The sequence below is a fragment of the Longispora sp. NPDC051575 genome (genome assembly GCF_040681875.1).
Lineage (GTDB): Bacteria > Actinomycetota > Actinomycetes > Mycobacteriales > Micromonosporaceae > Longispora.
Window position 1 is genome coordinate 791,231 of the sequence record NZ_JBFAZP010000002.1, and the last position, 18,727, is coordinate 809,957.

At 72.7% G+C, this 18,727-nt stretch carries 15 protein-coding genes; 9 read left to right on the forward strand and 6 right to left on the reverse strand.

The genetic code is table 11. The features are described from left to right. The first annotated feature begins 88 nt into the window (after positions 1-88). Both AB0M43_RS07260 and AB0M43_RS07265 read left to right on the forward strand, forming a co-directional pair. Positions 89-2,437: a hypothetical protein gene (locus AB0M43_RS07260; protein ID WP_363721970.1), complete on the forward strand. Its 2,349-nt coding sequence runs from the start codon at positions 89-91 to the stop codon at positions 2,435-2,437. A gap of 304 nt (positions 2,438-2,741) precedes the next feature. Continuing rightward, positions 2,742-3,743: a hypothetical protein gene (locus AB0M43_RS07265; protein ID WP_363721971.1), complete on the forward strand. Its 1,002-nt coding sequence runs from the start codon at positions 2,742-2,744 to the stop codon at positions 3,741-3,743. 192 nt (positions 3,744-3,935) lie between these two features. On the opposite strand, the gene AB0M43_RS07270 is transcribed toward AB0M43_RS07265, so the two are convergent. Then, positions 3,936-4,934 (reverse strand): YafY family protein, encoded by a 999-nt coding sequence (locus tag AB0M43_RS07270; RefSeq protein ID WP_363721972.1) that lies wholly within the window; start codon positions 4,932-4,934, stop codon positions 3,936-3,938. An 87-nt stretch (positions 4,935-5,021) separates the two neighbouring features. Here AB0M43_RS07270 and AB0M43_RS07275 point away from each other — a divergent pair, with 87 nt between their 5' ends. Next, on the forward strand, positions 5,022-6,416 hold the full coding sequence (locus AB0M43_RS07275) for an MFS transporter (protein WP_363721974.1): 1,395 nt from the start codon (positions 5,022-5,024) through the stop codon (positions 6,414-6,416). Positions 6,417-6,545: 129 nt separating this feature from the next. Here the strand turns inward: AB0M43_RS07275 and AB0M43_RS07280 are convergent, their stop codons facing one another. The 4 genes from AB0M43_RS07280 to AB0M43_RS07295 all read right to left on the reverse strand — a co-directional run bounded on the left by AB0M43_RS07280 (position 6,546) and on the right by AB0M43_RS07295 (position 10,743). Further along, entirely contained in the window at positions 6,546-8,525 is a 1,980-nt protein-coding gene (locus AB0M43_RS07280) for a M4 family metallopeptidase (RefSeq protein ID WP_363721976.1), read from the reverse strand. A 247-nt stretch (positions 8,526-8,772) separates the two neighbouring features. After that, a complete protein-coding gene (locus AB0M43_RS07285; RefSeq protein WP_363721978.1) occupies positions 8,773-9,873 on the reverse strand; it encodes a winged helix DNA-binding domain-containing protein in 1,101 nt (366 codons plus the stop codon). Between the two features lie 27 nt (positions 9,874-9,900). Then, a complete protein-coding gene (locus AB0M43_RS07290; RefSeq protein ID WP_363721980.1) occupies positions 9,901-10,137 on the reverse strand; it encodes a hypothetical protein in 237 nt (78 codons plus the stop codon). 15 nt (positions 10,138-10,152) lie between these two features. After that, on the reverse strand, positions 10,153-10,743 hold the full coding sequence (locus AB0M43_RS07295; RefSeq protein WP_363721982.1) for an NAD(P)H-binding protein: 591 nt from the start codon (positions 10,741-10,743) through the stop codon (positions 10,153-10,155). 364 nt (positions 10,744-11,107) lie between these two features. On the opposite strand from AB0M43_RS07295, the gene AB0M43_RS07300 reads away from it, so the two are divergent. From AB0M43_RS07300 to AB0M43_RS07310, 3 genes are all read left to right on the forward strand, one after another. Beyond that, positions 11,108-12,358, forward strand: coding sequence for a hypothetical protein (locus tag AB0M43_RS07300; protein ID WP_363721984.1), 1,251 nt, complete (start codon positions 11,108-11,110; stop codon positions 12,356-12,358). A gap of 168 nt (positions 12,359-12,526) precedes the next feature. After that, positions 12,527-13,084 (forward strand): hypothetical protein, encoded by a 558-nt coding sequence (locus AB0M43_RS07305; protein WP_363721985.1) that lies wholly within the window; start codon positions 12,527-12,529, stop codon positions 13,082-13,084. 398 nt (positions 13,085-13,482) lie between these two features. Further along, positions 13,483-14,130: an alpha/beta hydrolase gene (locus AB0M43_RS07310; protein ID WP_363721987.1), complete on the forward strand. Its 648-nt coding sequence runs from the start codon at positions 13,483-13,485 to the stop codon at positions 14,128-14,130. Between the two features lie 171 nt (positions 14,131-14,301). Here AB0M43_RS07310 and AB0M43_RS07315 read toward each other — a convergent pair whose 3' ends face one another. Beyond that, complete coding sequence (locus tag AB0M43_RS07315; RefSeq protein WP_363721989.1) at positions 14,302-14,985, reverse strand: TetR family transcriptional regulator; 684 nt, start codon at positions 14,983-14,985, stop codon at positions 14,302-14,304. Positions 14,986-15,079: 94 nt separating this feature from the next. On the opposite strand from AB0M43_RS07315, the gene AB0M43_RS07320 reads away from it, so the two are divergent. From AB0M43_RS07320 to AB0M43_RS07330, 3 genes are all read left to right on the forward strand, one after another. Then, entirely contained in the window at positions 15,080-15,481 is a 402-nt protein-coding gene (locus AB0M43_RS07320; protein WP_363721991.1) for a VOC family protein, read from the forward strand. 157 nt (positions 15,482-15,638) lie between these two features. Continuing rightward, complete coding sequence (locus AB0M43_RS07325) at positions 15,639-17,312, forward strand: TlrC/CarA/OleB/SrmB family ABC-F type ribosomal protection protein (protein ID WP_363721993.1); 1,674 nt, start codon at positions 15,639-15,641, stop codon at positions 17,310-17,312. A gap of 189 nt (positions 17,313-17,501) precedes the next feature. Beyond that, complete coding sequence (locus AB0M43_RS07330; RefSeq protein ID WP_363721995.1) at positions 17,502-18,605, forward strand: LPXTG cell wall anchor domain-containing protein; 1,104 nt, start codon at positions 17,502-17,504, stop codon at positions 18,603-18,605. Positions 18,606-18,727: the final 122 nt, after the last annotated feature.

Sequence of the window (18,727 nt, forward strand, 5' to 3'; positions counted from 1 at the left end):
GCCCGACCGGCGACACCAACGACAGCGCCTCCCGACGGCGAGGTGATCATGCTGGTGGGGACTCGACCACGGCCCCGGGGGGAGCCGCGTGACCACCAGCCGACCCGACAGAGACCACGACCAGCCCCGGCACCGGCCGGCCCACCCACCGGCCCGGCGGCCCGAACCCGGCGGCCGGGCCGCCGCCACGCTCCGCCTGCAACGCCAGGTCGGCAACGCGGCCACCACCCGGGCCGTGACCGCCCTGCAACGCGACGTCGACCCGGCCGCCGCCCGGCCCGGCTGGGACGCGGCGGTCCAGCACGACCGGTGGGACGACGCGGCCCGGATGATGCCCGGCTGGGACACCGGCTGGCTGGACCGCTACCTGGAGCCCCTGAACGCCGACCAGCTCAGCCGGCTCGCCGACGCCACCCGCCGGGTGTTCCGCGACCGGGAGCAGGGCATCCGCCAACGGGTCGAGTACTGGCAGGCCCGCCGCGCGCCCACCCCCGAGGAACGCGAGCGCGAGCGGGTCGCCGCGACCCTGCGCGCGCTGGACGCCGGGGACGGCGACGTCGACTCGCTCGCGGCCCGGCTCGACGACCGGTCCATGGTCGGCCTGGCCGTGGACCCGAGGGCCCGGCTGATCGCCGCGATCGGCCGGGGCACCCTCGTCGGGGACGAGGACGAGACCACGATCACCCGGCTGATCCGGACCACCCCCGAGGCCCAGGGCACCGAGCTGCTGGCCCGGCTGCGGTCCGGCGGCTCCGCCCTGTTCCGCGAACTGGACTCCGCGATCGACGGGGAGGAGATCCGGGGGTACCAGTCCGCGCTGTGCGACCTCGCCCTGCGGGCCGGCGGCCCCGAGGAGACCGCCCGCCGGATGCACGAGGCCCGCCAGATCGTCTGGGGCGACCCGACCGTGCTGCAGGCGATGACCACCCACCTGGCCCGCACGCACGCCGACCGGCTGGAATGGACCCCCGCCGGGCGGATCGTGCTGGACCTGCGGCTGCTCGTCGGGCCGCTGTTCTCCGTCGTGCAGCACTACGAGTTCGACCCGACGGAGCTCATCTCGGTCCGGTTCGTCGCCGACGAGCCCGAGGTCGGCGCGGCGGAGGGCGAGGTGCTGTTCCTGCCGGCGGTCAACCTGTGGGGGTTGCAGCACAAGCAGTTCCGTCAGGAGATGGGCACCGCCGTCGACGTCGCCCTGCTGGCCGCCGGGGGAACCGGGCTGGTGGCCGCCGGCTCCCGGGCCGCCAAGCTGCTCGCGGCACTCGACCTGCTGCTCAGCGCCACCGACATCACGGTCCGGTCGTTCCGACCGCAGATCACCGCCATGGCCGGGGGGCCGGAGTTCCTCCGCGCCTGGGACAGCGTCCAGAAACTCATCATGGTGTACACGCTGGCCCGGGTCGTCCTGGCCGCGCCCACCGCGTTCCAGCGGCTCCGCGAGACCTTCGGCCGGGTCCGGCCCCGGCTGGCGGGCGGCCCGGCCGGCCCGGTGGAGCAGCAGGTCGACCATGTCCTCCAGGACGCCGCCACCGTCGAGCAGGAGGCCCGGCCCGGCGGGGCCCCGGCGGTCGGTACGGCCGAGCCGCAGCTGTCCGCCGCGCAGGTGGAGGAGATGGGCCGGGGCAACGCCTCCGCCGCACCGGTACCGGCCGCCGGGGAGGCGCTGCCCGGGCTGCCGCTGACCGGGCCCGCGCGCGACGCCCGGATCCTGGCCCGCGACGTGCGCGGCCTCGGCCGGTACGTGGCGCCGTACCGGCGGATCGACGCCGACTACGCCCGGCTCCAGGCCAGGCTGGACCAGCTGCTCGACCGGATCCGGGGCAACCCGGCGGCCTCGGCCGAGGTGTACGGGCAGCTCCGCGACGTCCGCGCCCAGCACGACGCCCTCTGGGGCCGGATCCGGGACCTGATGAACTCCGCCGACGACCAGGTCCGGGCCTCCTACCGGCAGGCCCTGGCCACCCACCAGCTCGAACAGGGCGCCCGCCGGCACGCGACCCTCGACGCCGCGGAGCCGTTCGGCGCCACGGACGACGGGGTCCGCCGGGCGCTGGGCATGACCGGCAACACCCAGTCGGCCGACATCCTCGCCTACGGGACCCCGCCCCGGTGGATCATCGCCGAGGGCAAGGGCACCGACGTGGAGCACGCGGTCGAACAGTTCCAGAACACCGTCGACCATCTGCCCGCAGCCGCCCGGCGCACCGGTCGCGCGGTGCCGACCGTGGCGAACACCGAGTTCCGGATCTACCTGCGGCCGGAGCAGTACGCGCGGTTCACGACGGCGGAGGGACTCAACGGGTACCGGGTCCGGGGCGGGGTGCTGTACCACGGCGTGCCCGGCGGCGGGTTCCAGGAGGCGGAGGTGCTGATCGGCGGGCAGCGCGCGCACGTGCGGGTGTTCCCGTTCGCCGCGCCCGCGCCGACGTCGATGTGACCGGCGGGCTCGGTGCGTCCGTGCGGGCGCATCCGGCCCGGGGCGTCGGCGTAGGCGTAGGCGCTTCCGGCCCGGGGCGTCCGCGCGCTCCGTGCTCCCTTCCGGTGCGCGCCGGGGACAGTCCTCCGCACGCTCTCGCAGGCGCGGCCCACCTGCTTCCTTGCGGTGCGCCGTCGGCGCGCCCCGGTGCCGGTGTGGCGCGGGATTCCCAGAAGTTGTCCCATTTAACATGATCAATCCACTATGGATCTCTATCGCTGGTTAGGATGGCCTTTTCCTGCCGACCGCCGCCCCAGGGGGTCCCGTGTCACGTCCTTCCCGGCCCTTGTTCGCCCTCCTCCTCACCGCCGCCCTCGCCGTTCCCGCCACCGTGCTGCCCGCCGGCACCGCCTCGGCCGCCGCCGCTTCGGCCGGCACCGCTTCGACCGGCACCGCGCGGCCGGCCACCCGCCCGACGGCGGCCGTCTGGCCGGCCGATCGCCTGCCCGCCCCCACCACCGCCAACCTCGACCCGCCCCTCTACGCCCGGAGTACCACCCTCGACGTTCTGGCCTGGTACGACGGGGCCTGGACCACGATCGGCGACCGCTACACCGCCAGCGCCCTGCACGCCGGTGGGGGCGGCGTGGTCGCCGAGGAACCCGACACCGGCAACCTCTACGCCTGGGACGCCACCCCGGACTCCTGGACCCGGATCGGCGGCCCCGCCGCCCAGGTCGTCGTCGACGACACCGGCCACGTCTTCGCCCTCTCCCCCGACCGGTCGGCGGTACTCGCCTGGCGCGGCGGCCGGACCTGGCAGAAGATCGCCGGCCCCAGCCAGCAGATCTACGCCGGCGGCGACCGCGTCGTCTTCCGCACCGACGCCGCCGGGGACCTCTACACCAACCGCGACACCCCCGGCGCCTGGCGGAAGATCAGCGGACCGTCGACCCAGTTCACCGCCAGCACCCAGGGGTACGTCAGCCGGCGGAACGCCCAGGGTTCCGCCGAGGTCTGGGACGGAACGAACTGGACGCAGGTCGACTACTACGGCGGCAGGATGTACGGGGGTGACTACTACACCGGCGGCATGTGGGTCCTGCAGACGGGTTTCAACCCCAGGATCTGCCCGAACTTCACCCTCTTCAAGGAAGTGAAGGCCGGTGGTGGCAGGTCCACCTGCGGTGTCGGCAGGACCTACTCGGCCGACAGCCGCCGCTCGATCTACGCCGAGGACCCGACCGCCGGTGTTCTCAGGTGGATCAGTGGCTCGGGCACCTGGCAGAGGATCGGTGACCCGGTGGGCTGGATCGAAGCGGGCTGACCGTCCCAACGGTTGACGGGGCGCACGGGGATGACCTCGTCATAGGACTCGGGCACAGGTGGCGGTGTGCGCGTGCGTGTTCCGCAACTCGTCGCCGGGCGCCGCGGCGTCAGGTGGGCCCACCGACGAGCATGCCCGGCCAGCGGCAGTCGGATCCGAACGCCGTGCCCGTCAGGAACGAGTACCGGATCCTCACCCGCCGTCGCCACCGGGACTCATCGGTCCCGGCGCGCCGTCGGGAGTGGAGCGGCCGTAGCGGTCGGCCAGTTTCCGCAGCTGGGCGACGAGTTCGGGCGGCTCGGTCACGGTGAAGTCCAGGCCGAGCATCCCGATGTACACCGCGATCGTCTCCACGTTCTGCGCGCCGGTCACCAGCACACACGTCTCCTCGTCGAGGACCTCGACTCCGCCGATCCAGGGGGTGATCCGTTCGGCGACGACGGCCGCCGGCGCGTGCACCGTGATCCGGGCCCGGTGCTGCCACGTCGCGGTGGCCACGCCCTGGCCCACGTGACCGGCGAGGTCGTCGGACGGCAGGTCGCGCGGGGTGAACCCGGGGCCGGTCGGGATCCGGGGGGTGAGGCGGTCGACGCGGAACGTGCGCCAGTCGGCGCGGTCGAGGTCGTAGGCGACCAGGTACCAGCGGCTGCCCCGGTTGACGAGCCGGTAGGGCTCGACGGAGCGGACGCTGGTCGCGCCGGTGTGGTCGGCGTAGTCGAAGCGGAGACGTTCGTGGTCGCGGCACGCGGCGGTCAGGGCGGTGAGTACGGCGGCGTCGGCCTTGGGGCCGGAGTCGTACCGGGTGGTGACGGTGTAGCTCTGCAGGGTGTTGACCCGGCGGCGCAGCCGGGACGGCAAGACCTGTTCCAGTTTGGCCAGTGCCCGCAGGGAGGACTCCTCGATGCCGGTGATGCTTCCGCTGGCGGCGGTGCGCAGGCCGAGCGCGATGGCGACGGCCTCCTCGTCGTCGAGGAGGAGCGGGGGCATGGCCGCGCCCGCGCCGAGCCGGTAGCCGCCGACGTTGCCTCGGGTGGCGTTGACCGGGTAGCCGAGGCCGCGGAGTCGTTCGACGTCGTTGCGGACGGTGCGGGTGCTGACGTCGAGCCGGTCGGCGAGTTCGGGGCCGGTCCAGTCGCGGGGCGTCTGCAGGAGGGACAGGAGTCTGAGAAGTCGGGCGGATGTTTCCAACATTCCGCCAGTCTGCCCGACTATCAGGAACGGAGTCTTCCTAATAGCGCCGTAGGTTGGTGGCATCCCCCGAACGAGGAGTGAGAAGTCATGACCGCAGTGCTCCAAGCGCCCGTCGTCGCCACCCGCCGTTGGCTGAGCCTGTTCGCGATCCTGGCCGCCACCCTGATGAACCTGCTCGACGCGTCGGTCGTGAGCGTCGCGGCGCCGGCGATCCAGGGCGACCTCGGCGGCGGCTACACGGCGATCCAGTGGATCGCGGCGAGCTACACGCTGGCGATCGCCGTCGGCCTGCTCGCGGGCGGCCGGCTCGGCGACCTGTACGGACGCAAGCCGATGATGCGATGGGGCATCGTGGGGTTCCTGGTCGCGTCGGTGGCCTGCGCGGTGGCACCGAGCGCCGAGGCCCTGATCGGGGCCCGCGCGCTGCAGGGCCTGGCGGCGGCGGTGATGATCCCGCAGGGCTTCGGGCTGCTGCGGGACCTGTTCGGCGCCGCCCTGGGCAAGGCGTTCATGATCTTCGGTCCGGCGATCGGGCTGTCCACCGTGCTCGGGCCGGTCGTGGCCGGGGCGCTGGTCGACGCCGACGTGTTCGGTACCGGATGGCGCATGATCTTCCTGATCAACCTGCCCCTCGGCGCGTTCGCGCTGATCGCGGGCGGCAGGGCCCTGCCCGACCCGGCGCCGGTCGCCCGGGGCCACAGGCTCGACTGGCGGGGCGCCGCCGTGGCCGGGACCGGCATGTTCCTGCTGACCTTCCCGCTGGTGCAGGGCCGGGAGCTCGACTGGCCGCTGTGGACGGTCGCGATGCTGGTCGCGGCGGTGCCGGTACTGGGCCTGTTCGCCCGGCAGCAGATGCGCGCCACGGACACGAAGCTGATCGAGCTGAGCGTGTTCGCGAAGCGGTCCTACACCTCCGGCGTGGCGTTCGTCCTGGTGTTCTTCGGCGCGATCTGCGGCTTCGCCCTGACCGTCGGGATGCTGCTCCAGCTGGGCGTCGGCCAGTCGGCGACCCGGGCCAGCCTCACGATGGCCGGCTGGGCGGTGGGCGCGTTCGTCGGCTCGGGCCTCAGCGGCGGCCTGGTCGCCAGGCTCGGCCGCACGGTCCTGCACCTCGGCCTGGCCGTGATGGCCGTCGGGATCGGCTGGCTGTACCTGGCCTTCCACGGCGGGTCGACGGCGATCGTGGCGCCGCTGGCGGTGTTCGGCCTCGGGATGGGCATGATCTTCGTGCCGCTGTTCGACATCATCATGGGCGACGTGGCCGACCACGAGACCGGCTCGGCGGCCGCGGCGCTGGAGACGGTGCAGCAGCTCGCGGCATCGGTCGGGGTGGCCGTGTTCGGCACGGTGTTCTTCGGCCGGTTCACGGCGCCCGGCACCCACTTCGCGGCCATCGAGCCGGTCACGCTCCTGGCGCTGGCGCTGACCGGGCTCGCGTTCGCGCTCGGGTTCCTGCTCCCGAAGCGGGCCCGGCAGCACTGAACGGACCCCGCCAGCCGGCGGCCGGGCCCCGCGCCCGGCCGCCGGCTCGTGCGTGCGCGGGGCACGGGCGGGCGGTGACGACCTGCGCCGGCTCGTGCGCGCGCCGGCCGTCCGGCCCGGAAGGGAAGGTCAGGTGACCGTCAGCGTGGTGTCGTCCAGGACGAACGACGTCGACATCTGGCCCGGGCTCGGGCGGGCGCCCGACGACCCGCGGACCGTCAGGGTGTACAGCACGCTGTGCGCCCTGCCCATCGCGGTGCCGGTCCCGGTGAGCGTGAGCGGGTAGGTGCCCGGCGGGGCGGCGGCGGCGGCCGCCAGCGTCAGGACCGACACGCCGTCGGACGGGATCGACGGCGGCTGGAACGAGGCGTGCACGCCGGACGGCAGGCCCGACGCCGACAGGTTCACGGTCTGCGGGGCACCGGACGTCGTGGTCGTGGTCAGGGCGACGGTGGTACTTCCGCCCGGGTCGACGGTGCCGGTCTGCGAGCCGACGGCGAGGGAGAAGTCGCCCGGGGGCGGGCACGCCGCGTCCGGGCCGGCGACGTTCACCGACGTCCACGCGGCCTGCACGGTGCGGTACTCCACCGAGCAGGTCCCGTACAGGTCGGCCGCCGCGCGGAGGGTGAACGCCCGCGCGGTGCCGTTCGGCGCGGCGGTGTTGACGTACTTCGTGGTGGAGACGAAGTAGACCGTCAGCGCCCGGTACCAGATCCTGGCGGCACTGGTCCGGCCGATGCCGGTGACGGCGCCCCCCTGGCAGACGGGGGACGTGCCGTACGGGGTGGCCCCGGTGCCCTCGGCGAGGTCGAAGAAGAAGTGGTTGGCGACGCCCGAGGAGAAGTGCGGATCCTTGGCGGCCGTGTTCGGGGACCAGCAGGTGTCCGACGAGCCGTCCAGCCGGGGGTTGTACATGTACCGGAAGGGGGTGCCGTTGTGGTAGTAGTCGAGCATCTCCCCGATCAGGTAGTCGCCCGGGTCGGTCGCGTTGGCGGCCTGGAACTCCACCATCGAGCCGAAGATGTCCGACGTCGCCTCGTCCAGCGCGCCGGACTCGCTGGTGGGGTTCAGGCCGCCGGGGAGGCTGTACTCGGTGACACCGTGCGACATCTCGTGCCCGGCGATGTCGAGGGAGATGATCGGTCCGGTGCTGCCGTCGCCGTCGCCGTAGAGCACCTGGCTGCCGTCCCAGAGCGCGTTGGCGTACTTCTTGCCGAAGTGCACGAGGCTCCGGACCCCGGCGCCGGAGTTGAAGATGCCGGAGCGGCCGTGGACATTCTTGTAGTAGTCCCAGGTCACGGCCGCGCCGTAGTGCGCGTCGGCGGCGACGGTCGCGGGGTCGGTGAGCCTGTTGTTGCCCCAGGTGTTGTCGGCGTCGGCCATCGCGGTGCAGGTGGGCACGGGGCCTACGTCGCAGGTGAGGTTGCCGCCGCGCACCGGGTCGATCAGCCGGTACCCGACGCCCGGAGCCGTCGTGTCCAGCGTGACGTTGCCGGCGCGCAGGGTCCGGCCGGTGCCGGCGGCGGTGTGGATCTCGTCGAAGGCGCGCAGGAGACCGCCGCCGTGCGCGGCGCTCAGCACGTGCAGCCTGCTCGGGGTCTGCCCGTCCGGCCCGGTGCCCTCCACGAGGGTGTCCCAGGCGAGGACGCCCGTGCCGTCTGCGGCGTCGACCACCAGTTCCGGGGTGCCGACGGCGCGGACCGTGCCGGCGAACCGCGCCCGGGCACCGGCGGCGGCCGAGGCCCTCCCGACGGTCGGGGCGGTGTCGAGGGCCAGTGGCCGGGTCAACGTGTTGCCAACACTGGTCAGGGTGCCGTCGGGGGCCGCGTGCACGGCGAGGTCGCCGCCGAGGACCCGCAGTCCCCGGTAGGTGCGGGTGTAGCGCGCGTGCGTGGAGCCGTCCGGGTCGAGGGTCGTGGCGTACACCTGGTATGCGTCGCCGTCGGAGCCACTGATCTCGGCGCGGTGGGTGGACAGCAGCGCGCCGGTCACGGCGACGGCCCGGTCCCGTCCGGTCGGCGGGGGCGCCGCCGCCGAACGCGTGGCGGCCGTGGTCGTCAGTCCCGCGAGGAGCAGGGCGATCCCGGTCGCGGCGGCGGTTCTTCTCATACCGGTTCCCCCTGCCGACTGTGGCGCACAAACCTCCAATACATCCATATCAGTCGATCTTTTGTTTGTACAGTGCGTGCTGCCGCCCTCCGCCCGGGGTTGGCATGTCCCACGACCGGCGGTGCCCCGGTACCGGATGAGCCGGGCCCGGTGCGGCGTCACGGGCGGGGAGGGTGACGCGGGTCGAGGCACGGCCGGCATCGGGCGCGTCCCCACACGTACCCCTCAAGGTCGGTGCCTGGATGGACTATCCGGGGTATCCGACGAGCAGCTCGTGGCGCGCGTCCGGCGCGGCGAACGCCAGCAGCCGCGCGCCCTCGGCCTCGACCTCGGCCCGCTCGCCGGCCGTCAGCGCCCGGAACGGCTCGACCTCCAGGCTCGCCGACGTCGCGGCCCTCCGGAGCTTCCAGGCACCGGCCACCTCCCCGTCGACGAGGACGGTGGCCCGCATCCCGTTGCGGGTCACGACCCGTCGGCGGGCCTCGTCCGTGATCACCCGACTGCGGTCGGCGTGCGAGGCGAGCAGGTTGTCGTACTCGGGCAGGAACCGCACCGGCGCGGCGACCCCGGCGTCGGGGCGCGGTGCCTCGGGAAGGTCGAACAGCTCGACACCGTGCTCGTCGCGGAACACCACCAACCCCGCCCGCAGACCCTCCACAACGGAACGCAGACGGGTACGGCCGGCCCAGGTCTGCATGTCGGCGACCGACGCCGGGCCGAACGCGGCGAGGTAGCGCAGCACGACCTGACCGGGGTCGGCGGCGGGTGCCGGCTCGGCTCCGGTCCAGTCGGCCGCCGTCGCGTACCGCGTGCTCCCGCCGATGCCCCAGACCGCGCGCGGCGGCACCTGCACCAGCGGCACCAGGTTGCGCACCACGGTGGCGAGCGCCCGGGATTCCCGGTCAGGCCACCGTTCGGACAGGGCCGCGCCGAGTTCCTTCGGGGTGAGCTGGCCCGCGCCGAGCAGCGCGCGGCCGGCCGCCGCGACGGCCGCGCGGTCCAGCCCCGCGAGGCCGGCCCTGAACGCCGTGTCCAACTCGCGGTCGAGGGCCGGCTGCGCCCACGGCCGCAGCGCGCCGATGTCGTCCGGGGTGACCAGGTGCACCGTGCTGCGCATCAGCGCGATCCGCACGAGGCGCCGCCCGGTCAACGCGTCGGCCAGGTCGGCGGTGCCGAACGCCCGGATCCGGCTCCACAGCCCGAAGTACGGCGCGTACGGCGCCTGCGCCTGGAGGCCGACGAGCCGGGTGACCGCGTCGGCGACGGTCGTGTCGGCGCGCTCCAGCAGCAGTTGGCGGGCCAGCAGGGCGCGGCCCAGTTCGCGCCGCCGCAGGATCGGTGCCGTCATCTCGTTCCCCCTCCCCCGTCCCGTCGTTCAGCCGTCGAAGTCGGCCCGGTGGTCCTCGGCCCACTGGGCGTATGTCCGCGCGGGGTGCCCGGTGATCCGCTCGACGACGTCGTTGAGCGGCGCGGACCTGCCGACCGTCTCCGCCATGAGCGCGAACAGCGCGGCCACGAACTCCGGGTCCATGAACTGGCCCAGCTGCTCGCGCACCGGCTCCGGATCGAGGTCCTGCACGGTGAGCGGTCGCCCGAGCGTCGCGCCGAGCACGCGGACCTGCTCGGCCTAGGTCAGCGACCCGGGGCCGGTCAGGTCGTAGACCTGCCCCGAGTGCCCGCCGCCGGTCAGGATCCGCGCGGCCACCTCGGCGACGTCGCGCTCGTGCACGGCGCTGAAGGCCGCTTCGGTGTACGGCGCGCGGATCACGTCGCCGCCGCCGAGCTGCATCGCGAACGTCAACGAGTTGATGGCCGGGAACAGCAGCCGCAGGAACGTCCACTCGACTCCGGACGCCTCGATGGCCCGCTCGACGTCCCGGTGGTACCGGGCGATCACGTCGGGCTGCTGGTCCGCGTCGGGGACCACGGCCCCCGACGACAGGAACACCAGCCGCCGTACCCCCGCCGCGCGGGCGGCCGACAGGAGCGGGGCGACGTCCATGCCGTACTGCAGGACCAGGAACGCCGCCTCGACGTTCGCCATCACCGCCGGCAACGTCTCGGGCCTGGTCAGATCACCCTGGACGACGTCGACACCAGCGGGGAACGCGGCCTTCTCCGGGGTACGGGTGAGCGCCCGGACGGGTACGCCCGCGGCGGCCAGCTCCTCGACGGCCTGGCGTCCGAAGTGGGCCGTGGCACCGATGACGAGGTACATGAAGATGTCCTTTCGAGCGCTGGATCGTCTGTCCGGCCCTCAGCGTAGGCAGCTATCAGGAATGTTTCGTTCCTAATAGTCGCGAGCGCGTGATCTTCGAAGTCGGGAACCTCGGTTCGGGATGGCGGGCGTGCCCGGCGTAGGACGTTCGAGGCTTCGGCGACGAGCGGCACCGGGTTCGTCGTCACCGACCGCTTCCGGCCTGGAGACGGCCCATCGCCTCCGCCCCTGCCCCGAGCGCGACGGGTGGGTGCCGTCCCCAGCCTACCGTGGGATTCCCTACGGGACACTCGACCTAACAGGCCAGTTGACCTGGGGTTCTTCTGAACTAGGCTCGCCATTCGACGCTGACGTGAGGGGGAACATGACAGTTGCGGACCAGTTCCAGGCGGACTACGAGAGTGAGGTGTGGGCCCGGACGATCCTGCTCGGATCGCGCCCGCCGAGGCCGGACCAGCGGGTTGAGGCATACCGGATTCTGGCCGCGTCCAATCCCCGTGGCTACGGTGCCCGCCTGGCCCGCGCGTTGGTGGGCCTGAGGTACGCCGACGGCGACCGGGCACCGATCGAGGTGCAGTTGGGACGGCTGGAGGATGCGTGCGCCGCCGTGGAACTGGCGGACCCGCAGGATCCGGGCCACGGCAGGTTGGTCACAGACGTCCTGGGGACATACCAGCGCCTGTTGTACTCGGCCGGCCGTCGGGCGGAAGGGCTCGCGATCCGGGCGAGGATCGCGTCGACGCCCGGTGGCGACAGGGTCTCCTACGCGCTGGGACTGGCCGAGGAAGGCCGCCATGCGGAGGCCAGCGAGGTGCTGACCGAGGTCCCGGACGGCACCGGTCAGCACGACATCGCGTGGAACCGGTTCGCCCTGACCGCGCAGTTGGACATGGCGGGTCGTACCGCCGAGGCGGTCGCCGTCCTCGACGAGGTTCTCGGCGAGGACCTCGGCCGGATGTCCGCCGGCACCGGATCCGTGGCCACCGTCTTTCACGAGTCGGTCTGGCGGGCGGCTCTGCTCGACCGCGCCGGGCGGGAATCCGATGCCGGCGCCGCGCGACGCGAGGCCATGGCACTCCTCCGGCGACTGGCTGCCACCGGCGAACCGAAGAACTGGTGCGGCGCGCAGTACTCGATCGCGGGAACCCTGCTGTCGGCGATGACGTGGGACACCGGACACCACGATCCCGGCGAACCCCGGCCGCCGTACGGCGCGGACCTGATGCACTGGTCACCGGACCTGCGAGCCCACTACGGCGAGAACTCCGGACTGGCCGCGTGCGGCTGCGTCGACCCGGACCGGCCGCCGCGACCGGTACCCGACCCCGCCGGACAGGACGCGCCACTCGCCGAAGCCGCCGTGGCACACCGCCGGCGCGCGATCCGCATCGGCACATACCACCTGTGGAGACGCGGCCACCAGTTCCTGGAGACAGCCCTGCCAGCCTTCGACGACAGTGTCACCGCCGCCCGCCGCTGGCACGCCTCCGACGACCGCGCCGCTCGACCGGCCCTGGTCCGGGCACTGACCGAACGCGCGGTGCTACTGGCGGCCGGACACCAGTTCCAGGAAGGGCTGAGCAGTTACGAGGAGGCCGTGCGACTGATCGGGTGAGCATGGTTCCGGCGCCCGCGTGTACCTGTCGCGCCGGGCCGGGCGTACCCCCGATGATGTGGGTGTCGGACTGACCGACCGGCCGTCGGCGGCCCCGGATCCCCGCCGGGCACTCGCCGGCCTCCGGCGGTGTGCAGCATAATCGGGGCCCCGGTCGAGGAGGGCTTCATGGATCCGGTCTGGCTGTTGGACTTCGACGGCGTGGTCAACGCGATCGGGCGCAACCCCGACCGGTCGGTGTGGCCGGCCGACGAGTGGATCCGCGCGGAGGCCAGCGACGCCGAGGAGACCTACCCGATCATGGCGGCCCGGCCCGTGCTGCGCTTCATCACCCGGGCACACGCCGCCGGGGCCGACATCCGCTGGCACAGCACCTGGCAGCAGCACATCGCCTCCCCCACCGAGGCGCTCGGCCTGCCGGAACTGCCGGTCCTGCCGGCCCCGGAGTACCTGGTGGAGGAGGCCGCCGGGCCCCTGGCCCCGATCCCGGACACGTGGTGGAAGGAGGCGGGCGGGCGGCGGACCGCAGCCACCGGTCGGCCGATGGTGTGGACGGACGACGACCTGCGGGACAACCTCGGGCTGCGCACCGCGGTCGACACCCGGCCGCTGTGGCCGGACCTGCCGGTGCCGACCCTGGCGATCAGCCCGCCACGCCGGGTCGGCCTCACCCCGAGGCACCTGCGCCTCATCGGGGCGTTCCTCAACCTACCGGCGTCGGCCTGACCCCCGGTGGCACTTCCGGTGCCGTTCGCCGAGGTGCCACCGATGTGTCGGGGCCCGGGCGGCGGGCACCAGCCCGGGTGGCTTGCGGCGCTCGTCGAGCCAGGCACCCGTCGGGCGTAGGCCTCGGGGTCCTCCCTCGCTGTCGCACCTGGAACGGAGGCAGGTCGGCAAGGCGTTGCACGCCCGAGCCGAGGAATTCGCGATCAGCCTCCGGCTGAGGACCAGGTCGGATCGACACCTGATCGGCATTCCACCGACTGCCGAGATTCGGCGACGCCTCGACCCTCAGATGGGTACGAACGAAGGCGCGGCCCGGGGCAGCGGGTCAGACGCCGACCCCTGCGCGACCACCCGCCGAGCCCGGGACACCTCCGCGGCCGGAGGCTATTGTCTTGATCATGAAGCTCGACGCGGTACTGCTCTGGGTGCACGGCGGCGGCTGGCAGCACGTGGACAACGTGGATGTCAGCGTGTTCGAGCGGCTGGGCATGACGGTGAGACACGCGAAGTACCGGCTGGCCCCGGAGCACGTCTGGCCGGCCCAGCTCGACGATGTGCGAGCCGAGGCCAGGGCCGCCCGTGAGGCCGGCAAGCCCCTGGTCGTCGCGGGCAACTCGTCCGGCGCGCACCTGGCCCTGCACCTCGGGCTGCGAGGGGTGGACGAGCCCGGGGACGTGGCCGCGGTACTGGCGTTCCAGGCCCCGGTCGACCCGGTCAGCCCGGACTGGCCGAAACCGTTCGGCCCCAACAGTTCCTGGACGAAGCTGCTCGGCCGGGTGCCCACCGCCGACGACCCGGAGGCGGTCGCGTCCGGGGTGTTGCCGCACGTGGGCGGCGGTACGCCCGTGCTGGTGGTGCACGCCTTCGACGACGCGATCATCCCGCCGAGCCAGGCGGTGCGGTTGGCCGACGCGCTCATCGCGGCCGGGCACCCGACCCACGTCACCATCACCGACGGCGGGCACGCCGACTTCGACCCGGGCCGGGCCGACATCGCCGGGGCCATCGCCCGGTTCCTGTCCGCCCGACTCGGCGGGAGCAGCTGACCGCCGCCACGCCGAGCGGGACCAGCGGCCGAAGTCGCGACAGTCGTCGACACCGCGTTCACGAACTGACGCCGGCCACCCTCAGCAGGGTGCGGATGAAGGACCGGCTCCGGGCGAGCCCGACGTCCACCTCCCAGGTGATCACCCCACCCGGGAAGGCAACCACAACTACTACCTGGCCGCCCTTTCATGCGCGTCGTTTTCCGGCAGGGCCGCACTCGGCCTCGTGCCATAGCCGGCCAGCGCGGGTTCCAGCAGGTCGAAGACATGTTCGGCCTCCGCGAGGATCGTCGTGGAGATCTGTGCGTTGTCCCGGCCCGCGCGGGTGAGCTCCTGGATGCGGTCGAAGAGGGTGCGGTGCACCGCGCCGAGCAGGGCCGCGGCGGCGCGGGGGGCGATGTCGTCGGGGGCCGCGCCGGTAGCGAGGGCGAGGTCTTCCGCGAGAGCCTTCTCCCTCAGGTCGTGCAGGTCGCGCAGGCGGGCGGTCAGGGTGGGGCTGTCGGCGACCATGCGGCTGAAGTCCGGGCCGGCGAAGCCCGCCACCGGATCCTGGGCGCGGGCCTCGGCGAGAAACGCGTGGCGCAGCGCGTGCAGGGCCGACTCGCCGACGGCTCGCCGCGCGACGGTGCCGGCGAGGCTGGCGACGAACTGGTCCTGGTGGTCGAAGGCCAGGTCCTCCTTGCGGGCGAAGTAGTTGGTGACGGTCTTCTTGGCCACCCGGGCGGCGGTCGCGATGTCGGCGATCGTCGTCTGCTCGAACCCGCGCTCGAGGAACAGGCGGGTCGCGTGGTCGGAGATGACCTGCCGGGTCTCGCGCTTCTTGGACTCGCGGAGTCCCATCATCTCGATGCTCACGGAAAAATCTTACACTCGTAGCAAAAATATGTTGGCACCCCTTGATCTCGGGACTATAATTACCACCGTAGTAAACTTAGCCCGAGGAGACATCGTGCACACCGCCGCCAGAATCACGTCCTCCACCGTGTCGCTCACCGTGGACGACGTCGCCGCGTCCAGCACCTTCCTCACCACCCACCTCGGCTACACCGAGACCATGACCACGGGCGACTTCGCGTCGCTGACACGCGACGACGAGGCCGTCGACATCGTCCTGTTGCGTCGCGGTCTCGAGGTGCTGCCCGCCGAACAGCGCGACCAGCACGCGAGCGGCCTCATCCTGGCCTTCACCGTCACCGGCCTGGCCGCCGAGGAGGCCCGACTCGAGGGGCAGGGCGTGGCGATCACCATGCCGCTCCGCGAGGAACCGTGGGGCGAACGGCTCTTCCAGATCACCGACCCCAACGGCGTGGTGATCCAGTTCGTCGAGTGGGTCGAGCCGGCCACCCCCTGAACGCCGAACCGCGCCCGTCACCTCAAGAAGGAGGCATCCCATAAAGAGTCGCCCAGTATCCCGTTCCCAGCGTCGCCGCAGGCCGTCGCCCCAGGCACACGCGGCCATCACATCGAATCATTCCGATCGGCTCGGCCGGGAACAGGAGACCACCGCGATGCGAACCTCACAACTGGCACTACACGACATCACCAAGCGGTACGACGACCGCGTCGTGCTCGACCAGGTGTCCCTGGCCGTCAAACCCGGCGAGAAGGTCGGAGTCGTCGGAGACAACGGTTCGGGCAAGTCCACCCTGCTGCGCATCATCGCCGGGCAGGAGCACCCCGACAACGGTGAACTGGTCGTGTCGGCACCCGACGGCATCGGCTACCTGGCCCAGACCCTGCAGCTGCCACCGGAAGTCACCGTCCGGGCCGCCGTCGACCTGGCCCTGGCCGACCTGCGCGACCTGGAGGCCCGGATCCGCCGGATCGAAGCCGACTGGGCGCACGGGCGCGCCACCGAGGACGCCAGATCCCTCACCGAGTACGCCGCGTTGATCGAACGCTTCGAAGCCCGGGGCGGATACGGGGCCGACACCCGGGTGGGCATCGCGCTGCACGGACTCGGCCTGCCGAACCTCGAGTTCGACCGGCCGTTGGGGACGCTGTCGGGAGGCGAGCGGTCCCGTCTCGCGCTGGCGGCCACGCTGGCGGCCGAACCGGAACTGTTGCTCCTCGACGAGCCGACCAACGACCTCGACGACCAGGCGGTCGGCTGGCTGGAGGACCACCTGTCCGGGCACAGCGGGACAGCCGTGGTGATCAGTCACGACCGGGTGTTCCTGGAGCGCGTCACCACGACCGTGCTGGAGGTGGACGCCGGCAAGGTCTCCCGGTACGGCAACGGCTATGACGGTTACCTGACGGCGAAGGCGGCCCAACGTCGGCGCAGGATGCGGGAGTACGACGCCTGGCGCTTCGAACTGGCCCGCAACCGGCAGCTCGCCGAGTCCAATGTGGCACGGCTGGACGCCATTCCCCGCAAGGTTCCGTTGAGCGTCTTCGGGCACGGCGGCTTCCGCGCCCGGGGACGCGGCCATGGCGCGATGGTCCGGATCCGCAACGCCAAGGAACGGGTGCAACGGCTCACCGTCACGCCGGCGACACCACCACCGGATCCGCTCGTGCTCACCGCGCGGCTGGCCACGACCGGCGCCGAGACCGCGGAAGCCTTCGTCGCCGCGCAGCTCACCGACGTGACGGTCGACGGCCGCCTGCACGTCCCCGCCCTGCGCCTACTGCCCGGCGAGCGCCTCCTGGTGACCGGCCCCAACGGCGCGGGCAAGACGACACTGATGCGGATCCTGGCCGGCGAACTGACACCCGACAGCGGCCAGGTGCACGTGCCGGGCCGGGTGGGACACCTACGGCAGGAGGAGTTGCCGTGGCCCCCCTCCCTGACGGTGCCGCAGGCCTTCGCCCAGGGCCGCGACGGCGACCCGGACGAACACATCGAGCTGCTGCTGTCGCTCGGCCTGCTGGGCCGGGCCGATCTGCGGCTGCGCGTCGGGGAACTGTCCTACGGGCAACGCCGCCGGCTGGAGCTGGCCCGCCTGGTCAGTAACCCCGTCGATCTGCTGCTGCTCGACGAACCGACCAACCACCTCGCTCCCGCTCTCGTGGAAGAACTGGAAGAGGCACTGGCCGCCTACCAGGGCGCACTCGTGCTGGTCACCCACGACCGGCGGATGCGCTCCCGCTTCACCGGATCACACCTGCGCCTGCGTGCCGGCCGGGCCGTAGACGGCCTGACGCTGCCGGGACGTCCACCTGGCCGAACGTCCTGACCCACGGGTATCCGGGGCGCAGCACTGTCGCGAAGCATCGTCGCAGCCATTCGCCGATCGCACCAATGTGGACGGTGAAGTCGAGCGGTCCGGGCAGGGCTGCGCCGGAATTCGGTGCCGGGCTAGGATTCTGTTCCCCACACCCTCAGCGGAATGAACCCTCCTGTGACGCAGATGTTGAATCGGTCCGTGCGGCATCGGGCCGTCGGGCTGGTCGTGGCCGCCGTGGCCGCCGCCCTCGGCATGTTCGTGGCCTCCCCCGCCCGGGCCGCCCTGCCCACGGTCGACCTCAAACCCACGTTCGGCACGGCCTCGTTCAACGGCAGCATGCTCATCTTCAGGCTCCAGGTGTCCAACGCCGGCCCCGGTGAGGCCACGGCCGCCACGGTGACCATCGAGCTGGTGGACGGCGGCGCGAGCCCCGCGCTGACGTTCACGGCACAGCGGACCGTGCGCGGAAGGACATGCACCCTGCTCAGTCCGGCAAAGATCGCCTGCCGCCTGGACGACCCCGTCGCCGGTGCCGGATCCCGCGGCATGACGCTGGCCCTGCCCACCGACGAGCGGACCCACGTCCCGGGGGGCGCGACCCCGACCCCGATGCCGATCAAGGCCAAGGTGACGGTCGCCGCGGCGGAGACCGACTCCAACCCGGCGGACAACACGGCGACCGGCCAGGTACTGCGCACCGTGACCGCCACGCCCAAGGACTGGGTCGCCCGCGCGCAGCCGGTCACGGGCAAGGTCGGCGAGGTGGTCTACGTGACGGTGACCAGCTTCTTCAAGGGCCCGACCGGGGACTCCTACCCGGCGGGCCAGAAGCTCTCCCGCCTCCGGGCCCCGGCCGGCACGGAATGGGCGGAGGAACCGCCCCTGAACTGCCTGGAGGTGCGCCCCAAGGTCGAGCGGCGGTGCGTCTCGGAGGAGGACTTCCCGGGCACCCCCGGTGAGCCGGGAGCGGACAGCTCCTTCACGTACGGGCTGCGGATCCTGTCCCGGGAGGTCGGCGAGGGCACGTTCCGCGTCGAGGCCCTGGGCGGCGACCCGGACCTGAGCAACAACTGCGCCCGGATCATCGTCACGGTCGAGGGCGCACCCGCGCGGACGGTCCCCGACGGGTGCGCCGAGCCCGCCCCGGCCCGCCCGGCCTCGCCCACCGCCCGGGCCACCGGCGGGCTGCCCGTCACCGGCACGCACACGCTGGCGTTCGCCGGAGCCGGCGCGGGACTGCTGGCCGCCGGTACGGTCGCGCTGCTCGTCCTGCGCCGTCGTCGACGGACCTTCGCCGCCTGACACCGGATGGCCCGGCGCGCGCCGGGCCATCGTCAGCCGAGCTGAGCGCGCTGGCGTGATTCGTGGGTGGAGTCCTGCCGATCGGGCAGGACTCCACCCACGGCCTGTTGACTGCACCGACT

What these genes read in the sequence shown, in the direction of transcription:
- AB0M43_RS07295 (WP_363721982.1), bottom strand. Translation starts at nt 10,743, where the DNA reads ATGTACCTCGTCATCGGTGCCACGGCCCACTTCGGACGCCAGGCCGTC.
- AB0M43_RS07270 (WP_363721972.1), bottom strand. Translation starts at nt 4,934, where the DNA reads ATGTTGGAAACATCCGCCCGACTTCTCAGACTCCTGTCCCTCCTGCAG.
- AB0M43_RS07310 (WP_363721987.1), top strand. Translation starts at nt 13,483, where the DNA reads ATGAAGCTCGACGCGGTACTGCTCTGGGTGCACGGCGGCGGCTGGCAG.
- AB0M43_RS07280 (WP_363721976.1), bottom strand. Translation starts at nt 8,525, where the DNA reads ATGAGAAGAACCGCCGCCGCGACCGGGATCGCCCTGCTCCTCGCGGGA.
- AB0M43_RS07305 (WP_363721985.1), top strand. Translation starts at nt 12,527, where the DNA reads ATGGATCCGGTCTGGCTGTTGGACTTCGACGGCGTGGTCAACGCGATC.
- AB0M43_RS07300 (WP_363721984.1), top strand. Translation starts at nt 11,108, where the DNA reads ATGACAGTTGCGGACCAGTTCCAGGCGGACTACGAGAGTGAGGTGTGG.
- AB0M43_RS07325 (WP_363721993.1), top strand. Translation starts at nt 15,639, where the DNA reads ATGCGAACCTCACAACTGGCACTACACGACATCACCAAGCGGTACGAC.
- AB0M43_RS07275 (WP_363721974.1), top strand. Translation starts at nt 5,022, where the DNA reads ATGACCGCAGTGCTCCAAGCGCCCGTCGTCGCCACCCGCCGTTGGCTG.
- AB0M43_RS07285 (WP_363721978.1), bottom strand. Translation starts at nt 9,873, where the DNA reads ATGACGGCACCGATCCTGCGGCGGCGCGAACTGGGCCGCGCCCTGCTG.